At 52.6% G+C, this 19,028-nt stretch carries 18 protein-coding genes; 2 read left to right on the top strand and 16 right to left on the bottom strand.

The genetic code is table 11. The features are described from left to right. The first annotated feature begins 177 nt into the window (after positions 1-177). Positions 178-1,950 (top strand): sensor domain-containing diguanylate cyclase, encoded by a 1,773-nt coding sequence (locus tag QWI17_RS23015; protein ID WP_302724886.1) that lies wholly within the window; start codon positions 178-180, stop codon positions 1,948-1,950. 358 nt (positions 1,951-2,308) lie between these two features. On the opposite strand, the gene QWI17_RS23010 is transcribed toward QWI17_RS23015, so the two are convergent. The 16 genes from QWI17_RS23010 to gspC all read right to left on the bottom strand — a co-directional run bounded on the left by QWI17_RS23010 (position 2,309) and on the right by gspC (position 17,871). Beyond that, the gene (locus QWI17_RS23010; protein WP_302724885.1) at positions 2,309-3,562 is read right to left on the bottom strand and encodes a GGDEF domain-containing response regulator; all 1,254 of its coding nucleotides are present in this window, start codon (positions 3,560-3,562) and stop codon (positions 2,309-2,311) included. Positions 3,563-4,205: 643 nt separating this feature from the next. After that, entirely contained in the window at positions 4,206-4,619 is a 414-nt protein-coding gene (locus tag QWI17_RS23005) for a lysozyme inhibitor LprI family protein (RefSeq protein ID WP_302724884.1), read from the bottom strand. Positions 4,620-4,661: 42 nt separating this feature from the next. After that, on the bottom strand, positions 4,662-4,988 hold the full coding sequence (locus QWI17_RS23000) for a hypothetical protein (RefSeq protein ID WP_302724883.1): 327 nt from the start codon (positions 4,986-4,988) through the stop codon (positions 4,662-4,664). 54 nt (positions 4,989-5,042) lie between these two features. Continuing rightward, positions 5,043-5,792 carry a type II secretion system protein N gene (locus tag QWI17_RS22995; RefSeq protein ID WP_302724882.1) on the bottom strand — a complete coding sequence of 250 codons (750 nt, stop codon included), beginning with the start codon at positions 5,790-5,792 and terminating at the stop codon, positions 5,043-5,045. 30 nt (positions 5,793-5,822) lie between these two features. Next, positions 5,823-6,980, bottom strand: a complete 1,158-nt coding sequence (locus QWI17_RS22990) for a sialidase family protein (protein ID WP_302724881.1) — start codon at positions 6,978-6,980, stop codon at positions 5,823-5,825. A 1-nt stretch (position 6,981) separates the two neighbouring features. Continuing rightward, complete coding sequence (locus tag QWI17_RS22985) at positions 6,982-7,467, bottom strand: type II secretion system protein M (protein WP_302724880.1); 486 nt, start codon at positions 7,465-7,467, stop codon at positions 6,982-6,984. After that, on the bottom strand, positions 7,464-8,708 hold the full coding sequence (gspL, locus tag QWI17_RS22980) for a type II secretion system protein GspL (protein WP_302724879.1): 1,245 nt from the start codon (positions 8,706-8,708) through the stop codon (positions 7,464-7,466). The genes QWI17_RS22985 and gspL overlap by 4 nt, the downstream gene beginning before the upstream one ends. Beyond that, complete coding sequence (gene gspK / locus QWI17_RS22975) at positions 8,705-9,808, bottom strand: type II secretion system minor pseudopilin GspK (RefSeq protein WP_302724878.1); 1,104 nt, start codon at positions 9,806-9,808, stop codon at positions 8,705-8,707. The genes gspL and gspK overlap by 4 nt, the downstream gene beginning before the upstream one ends. Next, the gene (gene gspJ / locus QWI17_RS22970; RefSeq protein WP_302724877.1) at positions 9,792-10,496 is read right to left on the bottom strand and encodes a type II secretion system minor pseudopilin GspJ; all 705 of its coding nucleotides are present in this window, start codon (positions 10,494-10,496) and stop codon (positions 9,792-9,794) included. The genes gspK and gspJ overlap by 17 nt, the downstream gene beginning before the upstream one ends. Beyond that, positions 10,489-10,863: a type II secretion system minor pseudopilin GspI gene (gene gspI / locus QWI17_RS22965; protein WP_302724876.1), complete on the bottom strand. Its 375-nt coding sequence runs from the start codon at positions 10,861-10,863 to the stop codon at positions 10,489-10,491. The genes gspJ and gspI overlap by 8 nt, the downstream gene beginning before the upstream one ends. Then, the gene (gspH, locus tag QWI17_RS22960) at positions 10,860-11,417 is read right to left on the bottom strand and encodes a type II secretion system minor pseudopilin GspH (protein WP_302724875.1); all 558 of its coding nucleotides are present in this window, start codon (positions 11,415-11,417) and stop codon (positions 10,860-10,862) included. Before gspH ends, gspI begins: the two co-directional genes overlap by 4 nt. A 6-nt stretch (positions 11,418-11,423) precedes the next feature. After that, the gene (gspG, locus tag QWI17_RS22955; RefSeq protein ID WP_302724874.1) at positions 11,424-11,870 is read right to left on the bottom strand and encodes a type II secretion system major pseudopilin GspG; all 447 of its coding nucleotides are present in this window, start codon (positions 11,868-11,870) and stop codon (positions 11,424-11,426) included. 134 nt (positions 11,871-12,004) lie between these two features. Then, a complete protein-coding gene (gene gspF / locus QWI17_RS22950) occupies positions 12,005-13,237 on the bottom strand; it encodes a type II secretion system inner membrane protein GspF (protein WP_302724873.1) in 1,233 nt (410 codons plus the stop codon). A gap of 14 nt (positions 13,238-13,251) precedes the next feature. Further along, positions 13,252-14,775 carry a type II secretion system ATPase GspE gene (gene gspE / locus QWI17_RS22945; protein WP_370659591.1) on the bottom strand — a complete coding sequence of 508 codons (1,524 nt, stop codon included), beginning with the start codon at positions 14,773-14,775 and terminating at the stop codon, positions 13,252-13,254. Positions 14,776-14,808: 33 nt separating this feature from the next. Further along, positions 14,809-16,824: a type II secretion system secretin GspD gene (gene gspD / locus QWI17_RS22940; protein WP_302724872.1), complete on the bottom strand. Its 2,016-nt coding sequence runs from the start codon at positions 16,822-16,824 to the stop codon at positions 14,809-14,811. Continuing rightward, positions 16,825-17,871: a type II secretion system protein GspC gene (gene gspC, locus QWI17_RS22935; RefSeq protein ID WP_302724871.1), complete on the bottom strand. Its 1,047-nt coding sequence runs from the start codon at positions 17,869-17,871 to the stop codon at positions 16,825-16,827. It lies immediately after the preceding gene. A 371-nt stretch (positions 17,872-18,242) separates the two neighbouring features. Here gspC and QWI17_RS22930 point away from each other — a divergent pair, with 371 nt between their 5' ends. Further along, complete coding sequence (locus QWI17_RS22930) at positions 18,243-18,983, top strand: polysaccharide lyase family 20 protein (RefSeq protein WP_302724870.1); 741 nt, start codon at positions 18,243-18,245, stop codon at positions 18,981-18,983. The last annotated feature ends 45 nt before the right edge of the window (positions 18,984-19,028 follow it).

Raw genomic sequence — 19,028 nt, 5'->3', positions numbered from 1 at the left:
GCCCTTCGGGGCTTGCAGAGCTTTCCGATCTCTGTGTTGGCTCCCCTCACCGGGCCATCGGCACGCCATCGGATCGCCGCCTTGACCTCGAAAAGCTCTGTAAGCCAGAGGCCACTGAGGACTTAATCAGAGGCTCCCTAGAACTTAAAATAATGAATTAGGTGCCGTGGCCGCAATATGCATATACATCGCTGGGTTTTCATACTGTCGCTCGTTTTTTTCAGTGTTATGGTTCAGGCCGATAGTGGCTTGGCTGGTGTGACCTGGCATATTGAAGCTATTGCAGAAGACCAACCATTCCGCCAACACGTCGATGACCCAATAGCTTTAAGTAATTGGCAGGTGTTGGATCAACCATCACATGTGCTGACTCAGGGCTTCAGTGCCTCAGCGTATTGGTTGAGGCTATCGTTAGAGAATTTACAGGAGCGGCCACTCTCAGCAGTGTTAATGATTGAAGTTCCGTGGTTAGACTATATAGATGTATATCAAGCGGGATATGACGAATCAATGCAGCGACTTGCCGCGATGGGCGATTTGCGGCCTTACCAAAGGGCGAATTTTGCATTTACTTTCCCCAAGGTTGAGGTCGTTATTCCAGCGGGGCAAAGCTATTTATATTTGCGTGTTGAATCTCAAGAAGCGCTAATTGTTCCTATCGCACTGGTCTCACCACAACAACATACAGAAGTTGCTATTTACCAAGGAGTCTATTTTGGCCTGCTATATGGCGGGTTGTTGATCATATCTGTCTACAATGTATTTCTGTTTCTAATCTTCAGAAACAGGGACAATCTATACTACGTACTTTTTGTAGCCACATTTATTCTTGGTTCGGCAAGCTACAATGGGCTTCTGTATCACTTTGGGTTGCACCAATACCCAAAAGTAGCAACAGAAATACATCCGCATCTATTCTTTTTGTATCAGTACGTGGGGTTAATTTTTATTTCACGCCTGCTGAATATAAAAAATGACTATCCCATAGTATATAAACTGATTAAGGGCTTTGCCGGGCTCTTGGTTATTACGCATATCGTGATGATCGCTGTGAATTCCGCGTATTTTTCTCAAACAGTCAGTGTCGTTACATCAGGATTCTATGGATTGGTGTTATTCAGTACCTGTGTCTATATATTTGGAAAACGAGGTTTAACCAGCGTATTGGCGACCTACGGTGTGTTCAGTTCACTGATTGGAACTCTGATCACCACGCTTACGGTCGTTTCTGTGGTGCCCTACACGTTTGCCACTTTTAGATCGATTGAGTTTGGATTTGTGATTGACGCAGTATTGTTATCTTTTGCACTTGCGGCTAATAAAAAATATATGTTTAAGGTGCGCGAGCGAATGCAGACTTATTTGCTCCAGCAGGAGAACCTGAAGAAAATTGAGCTCGAAGCTCTGGTTAAAGAAAGAACCGAGAATTTGGAATCAGTCAATCAAAAGCTCACGCGTTTGGCCGTTACAGATGAGCTAACCCAACTGCTTAATCGATCGGGTGGAAATACGTCACTTCAGGATTCTATTAATTGTTATTATCGCTATAACAGGATTTTTTCAATCATGATGATTGATATCGATTTCTTTAAAAAAGTAAATGACAGTTACGGGCATCAGGTAGGGGATGCGGTGCTTGTGGCAGTAGCAAAAATTATAAAAGATAGCGTAAGGGCTTGTGATGTTTGTTGCCGATGGGGAGGAGAGGAGTTTTTGATTGTTTGTCCTGAGTCGGATATGGCTGGGGCAAAGAGAGTGGCCAGTGAGATTCTGACTAAGGTTCGGGAGAGTAAAATGCACCCGGTAGAAACTATTACCTTGAGTATTGGTTTGGCCGAAGTAAAGCCAGGTGACGATATAAATTCTGTTATTGCAAACGCCGATAGTCAGTTATATCGGGCGAAAACAGAGGGGAGAAATCGTATATCTAGCGTTGTCGAAAGCTCTTGAAAGTAATGTGATTAATGGGTTGAATAAGTAAAAATTCCTGTATATTTGCTACAAATGTAAAGCCTCTGTCTTACTCAAAACGTAACGTTTACGTTGATAAAGCCATTAGCGAAGTTGTGAAGAAATAGAGCTATATTGTTTCGGTATTGTTTTACTTCCAACCCTTAAGTATTGGACATTCCGAATTCAAGAACCCTATATCGGTAATACTGAATTTTTTGCTAGGGGTGTGCCACCCACTGCGTACACAGAACGAGAACAGTATAAGAAGTATCGCCAGAATATAATGTTCAATCTATTTTTAGGTAAAGTTATCATTGTTCAGTGTTGAGTTGGTGTGTCGTGTACTCTGCGCGAGCTATTCAGTTACAATGCAGTTTCGACCTTTGCTTTTGGCCTTGTAGAGGTTTTTGTCGGCCCGCACAAATAGCTCTTCGAAGGTTTCGTTGCTTTTCAGTTGAGCGACACCAATGCTAGCGGTTATCGTTAGGCCTTCCGGGTCACTTTTTGATATTGCCACGCGTATTCGCTCGGCTACATCAAACGCACCAGATTGCGAACAATTGGGCATTAGAGAAATAAACTCTTCACCCCCATAACGCGCGAGAGCATCTTCTAGTCTGCTATTATTCTGAAGTATGGACGCAACTGTTTTCAGTACAATATCACCCGTACTGTGACCATATGAGTCGTTTATATTCTTAAAATGATCCAGATCTATTACCAGCAAGCACAAGGACATATTGTTACGCCGCGACAGGCTGATCATTTTGGGGGCCATATCGTAGAAGCTGTGGCGATTATAGAGGTTGGTTAGTTGATCAACCATCGCCATTTTTTCCAGATCGTCACGTTGTTGACTGACTTTCTGCAACAGTGCATGGGCTTTAATCAGATTGGTAGATCTTACAAGTAGTTCCGCCTGATCATAAGGTTTTAGAATGAAATCGTTAGCACCTTGCGTGAGAAGTGAAACTCGGGCGAGTTTATCGGTGTCGGCTGAAATGATAAGGATAGGTGTTTGAGATTTGGCGGGATTGGTGTCTTGGCGAACTATGTTAATGATATCGTAACCCGTTTCTTGATCGGCTAAATGATAATCACTAATGACTAGGTCAATATCAAAGGTATTAAAAATTTCTTTGGCTTCGGTTACCGTTGATCCGTGACGGACCAGTGTACCCAGCTGGCGGAACTGTTCACTTATCGCGTTGGCGACGGCTATGGAATCTTCGACCAATAGAATACTAGCTGTATGTTCAAGCGAACGTTTTTTAATGACACTATGGACAATATCTTGCAGGGCTACCAATTTTTTCTTGTCAAATACTAGCTTGAATCCGGCTTGGTTAGCGGCGGTATACTCGCTATCAGTTGTTTCTGACAACAGCAGTATTGTCAGAGAATTGCCAAATCCAAATTTCTCTTTGTAACGGGCTAGAAACTCTTCACCAGTGCTTTGGCCTGCCGACCGAGAGATAATAATGAACGTGTAATATCCATGTCTTGCATTTATGGCTGCGTCAACATCGCTGAAGCATCGACACTCTACACCGGCAGATTCTAGAATCTTCGTTAAAATGCCTTGAAAGACTTTGCTAGGTTCAAGCACCAAAGCTCTATGTCGCATAGTTTTTTATGGCCTTCAGGTTATCTGTTAATAGTAGACTGAAAATTGGGACCGGTCAGCAATTCTAAACCCTAAAGATTAATGACATTCTCATATGAAGCGTACGGCATGCACAGTGACATTTGTCGTAATTCTGGAGAAAAGACGAAGAACAAAGGTAAAAAATGATTGCGTTGAATATTTTAATGGCGTTGAGTGTGGCACCATCGAGCTAAGCATCTGGCTATTTGACAGTAGATGAAATGGATGTGGGTTAATCTGCAGGTGTCCGCTGAGCCGGTCTGTCGCTGCATGGGGGCGCATTCATACAGGTGCTGTGAATGTATCTTCCGTAATTCGAGCCACCGGTGGCGTAGAGCCAAAGACGCTCGTAAAGTCCCTCCAAAAGACAAGAGCGCCACCATGTGGCGGCAAAATCTGCTAGACAACCTATTTTATTTTACGTTGCCTACTGGCGCTTTTCTTATCGTTTCCTTTAACGTCTCAATATGAAGTCAGTTTTTGACCGCTCTTCTGCGCTTGTTGAGTCTCATTTAGCATTTTATATAAAGTTTTATCAGGGCGCAGGGGTGCCAATGAAAGTTTCGCTAAGCTGTCCTTTTACGAGATCGAGAATAGCGTATATTTAGGGGGTGAACTTAATCGATCCCGAGCAGACATCCCCTTCTTCAACACCGTCTAGCCATTGCTGCAAAAACGCGATGCGTTGCTCGATAAGGCCGGTTTGATAAGCGTTTTGGCACATGGGGTAAACGCTGCCATAGGCATTGGGGTCACGGTTGGGGTATTTTAGATAAGTATCAGCCTCGAGGCTTTTCTCAAACAACAGTTGAGAGCGCATTAAGGCTTTGATAAAAACCTCGTCATCGCGGTAGGCTTGCTTGAGCATTGTGACTGTGTGCTCAAGGCGCTCGCGAGCACCTCCAGCTTCAGCACCTGCGCACGCGTTCATAGCGCCTTGTGTATAGGCTGTTGCGTAGCAGTCGGCGAAAGTGGGCCAGGCGACAACCAATAGGATTAAGGCGATCAAACATTTCATAGTCTGTGGGCCTCCGCGGGCCATGATGCGGCAAGCAATGGATCAAATTGCGACGGTAAATTCCGCGCCTGATTCTTGATTCGCCTGAGCGGCCAATTTGATGTGCACTTCTATCCAGCCCTTGGTGGCCGGATGGTGCTCTTCGATCCAGGATTCCACATGGTGAATCCACTGGCGGATTTGCTCGGCCAGGGAGTCCCGAGAGTCTATTGTTTGCGGTCCCATCATTGCTACCGGCACTCGGCCTTCAATGCTGGCGCTTAGGTGGTAGCAATAGCCGAGATCGGCGGCCACCTGTTGTGGCAAGTGATGATCTTGCGGCCACTGGTCGAGTATTTCGGTGATAAAACGATCGGCTAAGGTTTGCATGGTTCACCACTCATTGTTTGGAGCTAACCTATACCGCAACAGCGGCACTGTCCATCATAGCGTCATTTTGATTCTTTGGCGGCCGTCGTCAAGAGGCTCGGCAACCATAGGCAGCCATTGGTCGGCTTGCACGTCACGGGCAAAAGTCTCTGTGAATGTGAAATTGGTGTCGATCCGGATGCCCCCGGTCAGTGGCATTACAACATTACCGGCCAGATCAATTGGGCCCTCCAGAGAGAATATGTCCGCCCGAATATGACCCTCGGCAGTCGCGGAAAGATCCGCGGCAAACGCGCCAAGATTGAGCCACATCTGACCATTATTCAAGCGTGCCTTGGTCCAGCTTAAATTGCCCTTGAGCGCTTTCAGTTTGTTGTCGCTGAGTTTGAGTGTTTCGATATGTGACGAGAGCTGCCCGGTAATTTCACTGGGCTCGGGCAGGCCTTGTATCAGTCCTGCCGGGACACTTATATTGGCATTGGTTAAGGTGATAGAACCACCGATGCCGGCGCAGGCGGTGCCTGAAATTTGTTGCCGCTCAAAGTCGGTGGAAACGACCGCGCAAGGCTTCAGGGTCAGTATGCTTAGGGGCTTTAGGGTCCAGTCGAGGCTGCCCAAGGTGTAGTGCCTGCCGTCGATTTGTATGGATGCCATGTTGGCTTTACCGCGCCACAAGGTGCCGCTGATACCCGACAGGGCAAGCGGTGTGCCGTTTGTCATTAAATACCCACCCCAGGTGGCGGGAATTTGCGTGACGACAAACGCCAGCCAAAACAATAAACCAAGTGCAATCCAACGAATCATATTGTTAACTCTAGCAATAAAAAGTGCGAACTATTTCAGCGACTTTAGTGGTACACGGGTCACTTGAATATCTTCTTTGCCGGTGGCGTAGGCGACGTAGAGATAGCCTTCGAACACGGTCGATTTCGGGTAGCTATAGCCTATGCGCTTGTAGCGTCCGTCGTACTTTTGCGCCGGCACCTGGTGTCCTCCGGGGCGCAACAGCCAGGCCTGGTCGAAGCGCCGGCCATCGGTACTGATACTCAGCACCAGAGGAAATCGCTGTTTACTACCGCTGGGGTTATTCACTAAATAGGCGGCCCCATTGGGGAGATTGCCGGCGCTTTGCTTGGCGCGTGAGTCGGGCATGTTACTGACCATAGGTGTCGTCCAGCTCTCGCCGCGGTCGTGGCTGGTGGCGGCCAGCACCCGAAAGCTAGAATCCTGATCGCGAAATACCATTACCAGCTCTTCTCCGCGGCTAAACCAGCTGGGCTCAAGTTCCCGGCTGACGTTGTCGCGGTGCGGTAAGTTAGTCATGTCACCGGATTGCCAGCCGCTAAGGCCAGTGGCGTCGTCGGTAAAGTAGGGTTTCACGATAAGACCGGGTTGCTGGTGCACCGCCGTTAGCAACCGGCCGTCTGCCAGGGCACGCATGTCTTGCTCGATAATGCCGGCCAGCGGCTCGCCGGCGTTATTCAATACCGGTTTGGGAGCGGTCCAGTGAATGCCATCTTTGCTGGTCCGGTATTCAACGAACCCCCCTTTGGGCTCTAAATCATGGGGCCAGACATTGATATAGGCGACCAAGGTATCGCCAAACGCCCACCAGCCACCGCTGGTAACGGTGGCGTCAGGTCTCGGTTTTTCCAGAATTATGGCGTCGCTCCACTGTCGCCCGTCCACGCTCATGGCGTAGCGCACTTCGGTTTCAGGGGCGTCTTCGTCGTGTTTGGAGCTTTGCCACTGCACATAGAGCTTGCCGTTAAAGGCAAAAGGTACAGCCCCATGGTTGTACTGATAGCTACTGTCACTGGCGCTGAACACGGTATGGGTTTGGGTGCCGGTAGCTTGCTTGAGGCCAAAGTTTTCTGCCTGTTCGGTGTCCAGTAAGTCAGGTGCAGCGGCGATAGGTGCCTGCTGAGCCAACGCCGGTACTGCGAGTACCAATAGAGCACTGCGCAGGGTGAGGGTGATTTGCTGCAACATCTTAATTCTTACTCAACCGAATATTCGCGGTCACCTGTCCGGCCGTATTGGTGCCCGCCATGGAAAGATCTTTAACCGCAACGTCGTGGCGATACTCGAGATCGTACAGCCACTGCATGACAGAAGCGTAGTTGACGTTGTCCAGGCGAACTCGCACTTCTCCGCGCGTACCCGGCTGAAAGCCACTCATACGTAAGCCGTTGGCTTGCAGGGTTGAGTCAATTAACTGGCTAAAATTGGCGCCGGAGTTGCCGCTGGCTTTCTGGGTGTTGGACTGTGCCTGTTTAATTTGTGCCGCCATCAGTTTTACTCGCTCTAGCGAGGCGCTGGTACTGGCATTGGTCGCAATTTGCTGCTCACGCTTGTCTTTAAGCGGTGCGAGCACTCCCATCCAGAGAATGTAGAGCACGATCGACAGGGCACCGACAAGCAAAATGGTTTGCTCGCGGCGATTGTACTTGCCGAGGGCATCAAAAACCTTGTTCATGGCAACTCCTGCTTTATTTTCATTCGGGCCGAGTGAGTATCACCCTGCGCACTGGCGGACAGCAGCTCCGCGCTCAAGCCGATGCTCTCGATGGAGCCGCGCAATGACTCTATGGCGTTAAAGGTTCCCGCTTGCAGGTTGAGGCTGAGCTCGCCGTTATCACTGGTGTAGTACACACCTTTTAAGGTGACTTCGGCACTTTGAATGGCAGGCAGTACCTGATCGAGCAGTGCCATTACGGCCGAACCGCTGGCGCTGGGCTGCAGATCGCGAGCCATAATACGCAGGCGGCGCTCCGGGTCGATAGCCGGGCCGTTGGGCACGACGGTGCGAAATACTTGTTCGATTTCGCGGCGAATTTCCAGATTGTCGTTTTGCAACTGATGAATGGAATACAGCAGTGTTGCGAGATACACGACAACGGCTGCAATGGCCGTAAAGGCCACTTTGCGCCAGTTGTTCCACCAGCGCTCTACCGGCAGTCGCTGGGAAAACTCGCCCTGGCACAAGTCAATCGCGCCAGCGTCGGGTTCAAAGTCCCACAGCGAGCAAATACGGGTATCGCCGGAGGCGTCACTGAGGGCGGCAGGCAGCCGCTGCTCTAATTGTTCGAGCTGAGTTTCATCGGGAGCGCTGAGCACCAGTTTTGGCGCCGATACGCGGCTTTGTGATTTTAGTAGTAGCTCTAAAGCCAGTGCCATACTGCTTGCCGCAATCGTAAACCCTGAGCTTGCACCGCAGCGAACGCTTACTAATCCGTCTTGCCAGTGGATTGCCCAGCTGTCATTCTCATCTGCTGTTTCTTCTTCATTGTCATTGGAGGTGGTCGGCAGCAGTGCGGCAGGTATCACCTGAATTACTTCGACGTTGATCGCCGCGAGGGCGGTGAAGATTTCCTGCAGGGGCGCGCGCTCGGTGTACACCAGACTGACACTGCCGTTAGCGGGTACGCCAAACGCGAAGTGGAACTGATCAATGTCACCGATCACATCCTCCTCAAGTTGAAACGGCATTAACTTGCGCAAATGACGTTTCTCGCCCTCGGTGTATTGCACCGTGCGACTGACAGTTTGCGGACCACCGACAATGAGGCGAGCCTGATGATTATTGCCCTGCTCCAGAGCGTTGGCCAAAGTGTCGATATCACCCTGCCCCAGCTCATCGGGTAAATCCGGGCGGCGAAACAGCCAGGTAAGGTTGCTGCCGTAATGGCTAATGTACAGCGTCAGAGATTCGCTCATGGGTCCGTCGTCTGTTCCTGTTGGCCGGAGGGCACGGGCGCCTGCTCCAGACTGAGTATGTAATCGTACACGTCGCGCCTTTGCACAACGTTAAAAGATTTTTCATTGCGCTGCAGCAAGCTTTGCCGACTGCGTCGCTGCTCGCCCAGTTGTACCCGGGTGGTCACCAAAAAGTGATTGGTTTTAACATTCACCAAGGCATCTCCTATGCCGTTCTCACCGCTGATGATACTGGCCCAGCCGCTGTTTTGGGTAAACTCATCAGCGCTGGCGTATTCACCGTTTTCGGAGACGATACTGCTGGCTTCTTCAGCAGTCAGTGGCGTGAGTATATCGTCCGCATTAAAAGTCCGCAGCAGGTGCGGGTGCAGGGTGTTGACGTTAAGGCCGCCCGAATTCCCGCCCCCTTCAGTCGCATACACGGCTATAAAAGGTCTAAGCAATTGCATTAACTCGGGGGTGACGTAGCGTATCAGGCGCAGCTCATCGACACTGGTCAAGGGTGCATTGGCCGGCTGGTAGGCTGGATCCAGAGATTGATAGTAGTCGCGTTCGGCGCCCATAAAACCACTGATATCGTGATCGGTGTCGGTCCAATCGACTAAAGCCTCGAGAATCGCAATAGCATCTTCGGGCGATACCGGGTAAATCTCGGGAAAGCTTTGCAGCAGCCGTAAAAAATGTTTTTGCGCCGGGTAGAAACGTTCGGGGGCGTTGGGGTTATTGTCGCCGGTCTCTTTAAATTGCGCCTCGATATCGTTGAGGTTTAGGCGCGAGCTGGCATCTTCAATTTCTGCGAGGATCATGCCGCCTTCAATGGGAAACGGCGGCAACTCCATCGCCCAGGGTTCGAGCAAGCTATCAACTTCGGTATTTTCATCGAGCTCGAGAAAGTACATGGCCAGGCTCTCGGCACCCGACAAATAGGCCTCGGCTTGGGCACCGTGCCAGCGCGCCTCGGCGCGGGCCATGCTGAGCTGGTAGTCACGCGAGGCTTTGACGGCAAAACCCGAAACCAACACAACGATCAGTATCGCTAAAATCAGCACGGTGCCGCGCTGGCGGGTTGGTAAATGAAGCTGTTTAACTGGAGAGGTCATAAAGCCTCTCACTGATTAGCCCGTCTGTCAGTTCGATGCGAATCCACACCGCGACTGGCAAGCTGGTGTCGATACCGGCGGAATTGCTGGCGGGCCACAGTTGCTCCCAGTCGCGGGTATAGTCATCGCCCGAGAGCACACTGGCGCCCTCCTGAGAAATGCGCTGTTCGGATAAAAAGCGCAATTCAATGTCGGCGATGCCGGCCAACATTTGCTGTTGGATTAGATCTTCGGCGAATAACCAGTCCTCGATCACGAAATTGCGCTCGGGACGGTAGTCACGCCAAAGTACCCCGTCGGAAACCCGGTAAATGACTTGCTGCATGTCGCTGCGAGCTCGATTCATGGGGTTGAGCCAGGCATTGCGGGTGAGTTGCAATAACAATTTGTCGCCACTGGCCTCACCGTAAAGACTGTTGCCGCGAAACGGGCGGCGCACGCCACCGATCACGCTGGGGTCGCCGCTGGCATCGATCGGCTGCAGTAAATGACGCAGGTCTTTTTCCAGTAGCTGCCAGGTACGGTCCAATTGATTGACCCGCGCCATCACTTCGCTGGTGGCTTCGGCGCTGCGTGAGGCGGTGCTAAACGACTGGTAGCTAAAAGTCATAATGACCGCGGTTATCGCCAGCGCTATAACAACTTCGATCAGTGTGAAGCCCTGGTAGCCGCTACGGGGATTACTCATTGATAAACCCCGTTAAGCTCGCCAGGGTGTCTTCTTTTTGGGCGTCCAGCGCGACGGTTAAGTCGAGACGTCTAAAGCCCTCGACTTCGGTTTGCTGGCTCGTGAGTTCCCAGTACCAGCGTACGCCGTCGCGCTCAACAGTGCCGTTGACCGAGTCGGGAATACTGAACTGCTCTACCAGGCGATCGCGCAGAGTAAGTCGGGCGAGCTGATTCTCGGCAATCCAATAAGCCTGGGTTTTCTCCCGGGTAATACCGGCACCCTGCAGCTGGCTGGTGATGAGCATCATGAGTGCGGGCAGAGCGGTGGCAACAATCGCCAGCGCCACCATCACTTCAATGAGTGTAAAACCGCGCGAGCGTGTCACAGCTCGGCCTCGCGTTGGGCAATTGCTTGTTCGCGATTGAGCCAGCGTACCCGGCCCATCATATCGACCTCCAGGCGCTGGACGTCCTGTTCACTGTCGAACTGGGCAAAGAGCGCAATCTCCAAGGGGGTAGCTTCACCGCTGGGGTAGAAAATCATTACCGGTTCGGGGCTGGTGAGATTGGGGTCGTATTCGTACTCTTCGCCCTCAACGATCATCTCCACACCCATGTCGGGTTGCAGGCATTGATCGGGTAAAAAGTCCGATACAGGCTGCCAGCTACTGTTGCGAAAACGGCGCCAGCGGTAGCACCATTGCTCGCCCTCGCGCGATTGGGTGGGCCTAACAAACAGTCCTATAACCTCTCCGGTTAAGGTGGTTTGCTCGGCGACAAATTCAGTTTGCAGCAAAAATTTATCGGCGGCTTCCTCCAGTCGGCTGGTATCGTCTGGGGTAAAAGCCAGCGTCGCCATGCCCGCACTCAGGCCGATGATCATCACCACAATCATGATCTCGATCAGGGTAAAACCCTTTTGATGCTGCGGGTACGACATAAGGCATTACTGCTCTGGCAGATCCTGATCCCAGACGCTGATATCCGCTGCCGGGCCTTCACCACCGGCGACGTTATCGGCGCCTAGGGTGTAAATGTCGTATTCGCGGGACTCACCGGGACTGATGTACAGGTATGCGCTACCCCAAGGGTCGATCGGCAACTGATCCAGATAACCGCTGGAGCGCCAGTTGCGTGGCACAGGTGTTAGGGTAGGCTTGCTGACCAGAGCGTTCAGCCCCTGCTCGCTGGATGGGTACACGTAGTTATCGATGCGGTACAGGTTGAGCGCGGTCTGAATGCTTTTAAAATCCGCCTGCACTTTGTTGATACGCGCCTCATCGGCACGGTCCAGCACCATGGGGGCGACGATACTGGCCAGCAGACCAATAATCACCACCACCACCATAATCTCAATCAAACTAAAGCCGCTTTGGCGAGTTGTGAGTTGCATTGTTGTTACTCCGTTGTGTCTATTGCTTTGCGCTTGGCTTGGCAAAATTGATAACTGTCTGATGTCAGAGGTCAGAGGTCAGAAGTCTGACGCAAAGGCGTCCGACTTCAGACATCTGGCCTAGGGTGAATGCCCTAACCCACCATCTGATTCATTTCAAAAATCGGCTGCAAAATAGCTAAAACGATGACCAGCACCGCGCCACCCATAATCACAATGGTGGCCGGTTCCATCAAACCTAATGAGACGGCCAGCACCATCTCGAGTTCCCTTTGTTGGTCGCGGGCGGCGTGTTCTAACTGCGCGGGCAGTGTACCGTTGGTTTCACCACTGGCGACCATTTGCACCAGCAGCGGCGGAAAACAGTCGGCCTTTTCCAGGGCGCGGTTGAGCGCGGTACCTTCGTGCACCTGATTGGCAATTTGTTCGCAGGCATCTTGCAGTACCCGATTGGTCATCACTTGCCCGGCGATACGCAAGGCTTGCAATAGCGGCACCCCACTGGACATCAGTAGGCTCAATGTAGCCGCAAAGCGTGCCGAGTTAGATTGGTTGGCGACATTGCCAATCACCGGTAATCGCAATTGAATTTGGTGCCAGCGGCGCAGCCGCCGCTCATTTTTAAGCAGGCGTTTGATGCCGTACATGGCGCCGAACCCTGCGGCTAGCACCCAAATACCGTAGCCGACGATAAAGTCACTGGTGCCGATTAGGGCGCGGGTTAGAAAGGGCAACTCGCGGCTGGAATGGGCAAACAGTTTCACCAAATCCGGTACCACGAAGGCCATAAGTCCGATAATGACCGCAAGGCTCAAGACCAACAAAACCACAGGATAAATCATGGCGGTTTTGAGGCGCGCTTTCAGCTGTTGTGAGTTGAGTGTGTGTTCGGCCAGCCGGTCGAGCACCGGACCGAGGTAGCCCGAGCTCTCGCCGGCGCGAACCATGGCGCGGTACATGTCATCGAAGGACTGGGGATGTTCCGACAGCGCCTGCGCCAGAGAGAAGCCCTCCAGTACTTTGGTACGTATCTGCAACACGACCTGTTTGATGCTCTGTTTTTGCGCCTGCTTGGCGGTAGCCTGCAGGGCTTCATCCAAAGGCAGTCCGGAGCTGATGAGCGATGCTAGCTGGCGGGTGACCAGACTGAGATCGCGAGGCTTGAGTCTGGGGGTGCCGGCAAACAGCGAGAAACCTTTGCTGTTGCCGGTTTTAATTTGGGCACGGGTACCGGCGTCGGTAACTTCCAGCGGCTTGAGATTTTTGGCGCGCAGTTGCGAGCGAACCTGACGCTCGCTGTCACCCTCAAGCATACCCTTGACGGTTTTGCCGGATTGGTTAAGTGCCCGATAGCTGTATGCGCCCATGGTTTCGTCAGCCCCTAGCTCGCGGTGGTAACGCGCAGCACTTCTTCTAGACTGGTGATGCCTTCTACCACGTGACGGCGGCCGTCATCGCTGATGGATTCCGACTGTTTGCGGGCTTCGGCAATCAGCTCTTGCTCACCGGCTTGTTCGTGAATCAGATGGCGCATGTGCTCGTTGATTTCGATCAGCTCGTAAATACCTTTACGGCCCCTATAGCCCATTTGGTTGCACTTATTACAGCCGCCTGCGCGGAATACGGTTTGACCCTCGGGTAAGTTGAGCATCTGCCGCTCGGACTCTACCGGCTCGTAGGGCACTTTACACTCCTTACAGAGTTTGCGTACCAGGCGCTGCGCCATAACCACTTCGATACTGGAGGCCAGCAGAAAGGGCTCTACCCCCATATCTTTGAGACGCATGATGGCGCCAATGGCGGTGTTGGTGTGCAGGGTGGACAGCACCAGGTGGCCGGTCAAACTGGCTTGAATGGCAATGTCAGCGGTTTCTGAGTCGCGAATCTCCCCCACCATCACCACGTCCGGGTCTTGCCTGAGTATGGCGCGCAAGCCGCGGGCAAAGGTCATATCGACTTTGGCGTTTACCTGAGTCTGACCAATACCGGCAAGCAGGTATTCAATCGGGTCTTCAATGGTAAGGATATTGCGGCTGGGCGCATTAATGTGGCTCAAGCCCGCGTACAAGGTGGTGGTTTTACCGGAGCCGGTGGGGCCGGTTACCAGAATAATACCGTGCGGGCGTTTCAGGGCGTGGCCAAATCGCTCTTGTACCACAGGCGGCATTTGCAGTTCTTCAAGTTTGAGCTGACCGGCGGCCTGATCCAGCAGACGCAACACAATGCGCTCACCGTGGGCCGACGGTATGGTGGAGACGCGAATGTCAACGGCGTGACCGGCCAGGCGCACGGTAATACGGCCGTCCTGTGGCAAACGTTTTTCGGCGATATCCAGGCGCGCCATCACCTTTAGGCGCGAGACCAGTACGGGCGCCAACTCAGGCTTGGGCGAGAGGACTTCGCTTAGTACGCCATCGATACGAAAACGCACTGAGACCCTGTCTTCGAAGGGCTCAAGGTGGATATCAGAAGCTTGTTCGCGCACGGCCTGAGACAGAATTGCGTTAATCAGGCGAATAATGGGCGCGTCGTCGTCACCGGCCAACAGGTCGGTGCGGTCAGCCAAGTCATCGGCCATGGTGGATAAATCAAATTCCGCGCCCAAGTCTTCGGCGGCGCGCTGAGCGGCGCCGTCGCTGCTTTGGTATTCGCGCGTCAAACGCTGCTGAAATGTTTCGCTGTCGAGCTCCTCAATCACCATGTCGCCGTCAAAATAACGGGCGAGCTCGGTCAGCACGTCTAGCTTTAAGCCGGGCTTGTGCAGCACCCGGCCCGGCTGTTCCGGGTCGAGCATAACACCGTGGTCCGAGGCAAAACTAAACGGCAAGCGTGGGCTCTCACCGGCACTGGCGGCCAGGTGTTCCTCGTCCGTGACGGCGTCGCCGCTGTCAAAGCCTTCCGGCAGTTCTGCGGGTTCGGAGATTTCGCTGTTCAAGGCTTACTCTCCCGCCTCGGGCGCTGCCGACTGCTCGGCGTCATAGCGCTGCTGGACCTTGCGCAGCTGTTCTTCCCACTCGGGCAGCATGGGCATTTCCGAGTTGTTGATCATCAAGTTGGAGTTATCCCGGCGATCGATCAGCTCGTTGCGAATATGACGATATTTCTCCGCGGTAGCCCCCTGCAGCATGGCGTCATCGGGCACGACACTGGCGCGAATAAAGACCATCAGGTTGGTTTTCAGCTTGGTGCTGGTCTGGCTTTTAAATAGGTTTCCCAGTACGGGTATATCACCCAAAATCGGCACTTTACGCTCGGTAGTGGTCACGTCGTCTTTGATCAAACCACCCAACACCACGACCTCGCCTGAGGCGGCCATGACTTGGGTGCTAATTTTGCGCTGGTTGGTAATAATGCCCGATGCTGGCGTGGTGCTCGAGCTATCGACACTGGATATTTCCTGTTCAATATCCATGACCACGGTGTCGCCGTCATTGACGTGAGGAGTCACTTTCAGCAGGATACCCACGTCTTTGCGCTCGACGGTGTTGAAGGGGTTGGTGGGGTTGCTGCCACCGCCACCGCTAGTGCTGGTGTAGGAGCCGGTGACGAAGGGAACGTTCTGACCGACGGAGATTTCGGCCTCGTGGTTGTCGGTGGTGAGCAGGCTCGGTGTTGATAAAATATTGCTCGAACCATTGGCTTTGAGTAATTTCAAAACGGCCAGCATATCGGTGGATTCACCGAGTCGGCCAATACCGAACACCTGCCCTGCTATACCAGATAAACTGCCAGCGAGCCCGGCCAGGGCCGCGTCATCATCGCCAAAGGCACTGCCTGCGATGGAGCCCAGGGTGCCGTCAGCGCCGTTGCTGGAGCTGCCAAAGCCGGCATTGTCGTCGCGGTACATCCACTCGATACCAATTTCCTTGCTGGCGTTGTCTTCCAGTTCAACAATAATGGCTTCCACCAGCACCTGGGCGCGGCGGATGTCGAGGCTTTCGATCAGCACCATCAGTGACTGCAAAGTGTCGCCATCGGCGGTAATTAGGATGGCGTTGGTGTCTTCGTCGGGCTGCACGCTGGCTTTGATCTGCGAGCGCGAGCCGGTATTGCCTGCGCCCTCGGATTGCTCGATTTTCTGCATGTTTTGCAGCACGCCATTGAGCACTTCGGCCACTTGTTCGGCCTTGGCATACTTGAGATAAATCACGCGCACGTTGGAATTGGTAATCTGCGGGCGGTCGAGGCGGCGAATTAAGCCTTTAATGCGCTGGCGCTGCATGTCGTCGCCGTTGACCAGAACGCCATTGATACGCGCGTCAGCCACAACGGTAACCGGGGAACTGGCGTTACCGCGTTGGGCATCGGGCTTCTCCAGTTGCTGGATGACCTTAACAATGGCTTCCGCTTGTGCGTAGCGCAGCTCTACTAATTCAGTGCTGATAACGGCGGCTTTATCGATTTGTTTTACCACATCCAACAAGCGATCAATATTGCCGCGCGTGTCGGTGACGATAATGGCATTACTGGGATCGTAGGCTGAAATATGACCGTGCTGGGGTACCAGCGGGCGCAATACCGGCAGGAGTTTGGCGGCACTGATGTTTTCCAGTTGAATAACCTGAGTCATGTAGGCATCGCTGTCGCTGCTGCCGTTATTCGCGCTGGGTATGGGCAGGGAGCGAGCATCGCGGTTAGGAACAATACGCACCGCATTGCCGTTCTCTACCGCGGTAAAGCCGTGGACATCGAGAATAGACAAAAAGAGCCCGTACAGCTCCTGACTGTTGACCGGCTTTTCCGAAATAACCTTAACCTGACCGCGCACTTTGGGGTCGATGATAATGGTTTTGTCGGTAGCCTCGGCAATAAATTTGATGACTTCCTGAATATCTGAGTCTTTAAAGTTAACCGTCCAGGTTTGCTCGGCGTGTGCCAGGGGCACAACGGCCAAAGCAAATACCAATAGGGCGGCTTGAATGCGGTTACTGCACCTTCTCACTACGAACCTCACTTATTCCAGCTCAACGTCAATGGTCACTGTGTCACCATTGCGCTCGACTTCGAGGCTGGCGGATGTGGCTTGACCTAAATTGCGATAAATTTCCATGATACGGCCGGGGTTGTCCAGCGGTGTACCGTTCACTGCCGTGACAACGTCACCAGACTCTAGCCCAACGGCGTCAAACGCTGCCGGGTTGCGCCCGGGGCGCACTTTATAACCTTTGATTTGACCGCTACTGTCTCTGTGAATATTAAAGGCGACCACATCGGAGAGATTTTGACCAATTTGCTCGACCGACACATTCTCTTGCGGGCCCTTGGGAATGTCTCGCTCAATGGGGCCAGTTTGGGGCTCTTGGGCATTGCCACCTTCATCCAAAAATTCGGAGTCATCACCCTCCCAGCTGCGGCTGTTACTTGCCGCAGGTGGCGCGTCATAGCGTTTGGCGATTTGGCGCCCACCGGGGCCCTCTTTATACAACCAGAGTGATTCATACTGACCTTTGTTGTCCAAAATCACGCGCAGATCTAATACCTTGGCAACTTTAACCCCGCGCATATTTTTGATTTCATCACCGGGGCCATATATTTCCTGGTTCCGGGAATCGGCAATAATGGCACGGGCAGAGCGATTGTCACTGGAGTTGATGACTCCCTGAAGAACGAGCGACAACTTGGTATCTACGGCCTGATCCTCAATCTGTGGCTCCAGAGGCCGAGCTGGCACTGTGTTATTTTCGCTTTCTTCACCTTCAGCGCTAGTGCCAAAGACAGTCAATTCGCGCAGCCGGGTAATATCGGCGTCGGCTTTGGCGTCGCTTCCAGTGTTCGTGAGCGTGCTAACAGCAACTTGCGCCGGAGGAATGTCGGGTGAGGGTATGACCGCCCAAAACAACTGGGCAAGGCTGTGGGCGAGCCAAAGCACGATCAGCAACATAACCAGCGCTTGCCAGCGCTTCAGTGGGACTTTACCCAATGCCGCACCGGCGCGTCGTGCCAGGCTGCCGAAGCGATGTGAACTTGCAGCGCCAGTATCTTGTAGGGAAAAGTTTTGCATCTTTGTAATTTTCGTTGTTCCGAGCTGAGCTATTCAGGGTCCATGTTTATCCGCAGTATGCGGGTCCTGAACCGCCCGATTGTACTGTAACAATTAACCAATTGCGATGTGGTTACCGGTAGAGGTGCCAAGCGCGAAGATAAGTGCGCCAGCCTACGCAGCGATTGTGACAGTTTTTTTGCAGTTTTGATTCCCACTTCTTGTGTTCTTGCGATAAAAGTATGCAACTCCGTGCGGTTTCGGGCGCTAAGGTAACAGTCTCATTCGAAAAGTGTGGTTAAAAAGTGTACTTTTATCTATTTGTTCGCCGCGACCCTGTTGGGTTTGTTATAAAAGACACCCCAGTAGCAATTACAAAAAAGAGGTGGAGTATGCGGCGGGCTATGCTGAGTTTGGTCATTTATGGGTTCTGTACGCTGGTTGCCAGTACTTGGGCAGAGCCCTGGCAGGGAGATTTTGAAACCGAAGACCTGTCACAGTGGCACTATCTGGCGAATCCCGCCGGTATTAGTGTGCAGTCCGATTGCGTTTACCAGGGTGGCTACGCCGCAGAAATCACCATTAGCGGCGACGAACAATTTCTCTGGCACGGCAATGCAGCGCTCAATCGCAGCGAGCTGAATTTTAAACCCGCGGATACCCGCGAAGGCACCGATGTTTACTTTGGATGGAGTTACTACCTGCCCAAACCTTTGTCTTCCGCCAAGCACGAGCTCGGCTACTGGGAATCCAGTGATTCCTGGCAACAACAAGTACGTTTTAATATTCACGGTGAGGCCCTGAGCTTCCAGTCTTCGAGGGCCGATGAGGTTTATTGGCGCTTACCCGAGGGCGCCAGTGCCGGGGTTTGGCACGACCTCGCCATGCATATTCACTTTTCCAGCGACCCGACCCAAGGGCATATGACCATTTGGCACGACGGCGAGAAAATATCGGAGCAATACCTGCAAACCCGGGTGAACGATACCGATGCGATGTTCACTCAAATTGGCATTCTGCGCGCCCGCGAAGATTCCACCGCAACGATATTGATCGACAATGCCCGCCAGGCCACTGATGTTCAGACGTTGCTGGCGGCTTTTGACCCGGATCGCCCGGTGACGTGTGATTGATAATGTACGGGGAACGGGGAACGGGGAACGGGGAACGGGGAACGG

This window comes from Gilvimarinus gilvus (genome assembly GCF_030518155.1).
GTDB lineage: Bacteria > Pseudomonadota > Gammaproteobacteria > Pseudomonadales > Cellvibrionaceae > Gilvimarinus > Gilvimarinus gilvus.
The sequence above is the reverse complement of the archived record's forward strand: the minus strand, read 5'-3'. Positions and strand labels throughout refer to the sequence as shown.

Excerpts from the sequence above, each read along its gene's own strand:
- QWI17_RS23015 (WP_302724886.1), top strand. The coding sequence starts at position 178 with ATGCATATACATCGCTGGGTTTTCATACTGTCGCTCGTTTTTTTCAGT.
- QWI17_RS23005 (WP_302724884.1), bottom strand. The coding sequence starts at position 4,619 with ATGAAATGTTTGATCGCCTTAATCCTATTGGTTGTCGCCTGGCCCACT.
- QWI17_RS23000 (WP_302724883.1), bottom strand. The coding sequence starts at position 4,988 with ATGCAAACCTTAGCCGATCGTTTTATCACCGAAATACTCGACCAGTGG.
- QWI17_RS22995 (WP_302724882.1), bottom strand. The coding sequence starts at position 5,792 with ATGATTCGTTGGATTGCACTTGGTTTATTGTTTTGGCTGGCGTTTGTC.
- QWI17_RS22990 (WP_302724881.1), bottom strand. The coding sequence starts at position 6,980 with ATGTTGCAGCAAATCACCCTCACCCTGCGCAGTGCTCTATTGGTACTC.
- QWI17_RS22985 (WP_302724880.1), bottom strand. The coding sequence starts at position 7,467 with ATGAACAAGGTTTTTGATGCCCTCGGCAAGTACAATCGCCGCGAGCAA.
- gspL (WP_302724879.1), bottom strand. The coding sequence starts at position 8,708 with ATGAGCGAATCTCTGACGCTGTACATTAGCCATTACGGCAGCAACCTT.
- gspK (WP_302724878.1), bottom strand. The coding sequence starts at position 9,808 with ATGACCTCTCCAGTTAAACAGCTTCATTTACCAACCCGCCAGCGCGGC.
- gspJ (WP_302724877.1), bottom strand. The coding sequence starts at position 10,496 with ATGAGTAATCCCCGTAGCGGCTACCAGGGCTTCACACTGATCGAAGTT.
- gspH (WP_302724875.1), bottom strand. The coding sequence starts at position 11,417 with ATGTCGTACCCGCAGCATCAAAAGGGTTTTACCCTGATCGAGATCATG.
- gspG (WP_302724874.1), bottom strand. The coding sequence starts at position 11,870 with ATGCAACTCACAACTCGCCAAAGCGGCTTTAGTTTGATTGAGATTATG.
- gspF (WP_302724873.1), bottom strand. The coding sequence starts at position 13,237 with ATGGGCGCATACAGCTATCGGGCACTTAACCAATCCGGCAAAACCGTC.
- gspC (WP_302724871.1), bottom strand. The coding sequence starts at position 17,871 with ATGCAAAACTTTTCCCTACAAGATACTGGCGCTGCAAGTTCACATCGC.
- QWI17_RS22930 (WP_302724870.1), top strand. The coding sequence starts at position 18,243 with ATGCGGCGGGCTATGCTGAGTTTGGTCATTTATGGGTTCTGTACGCTG.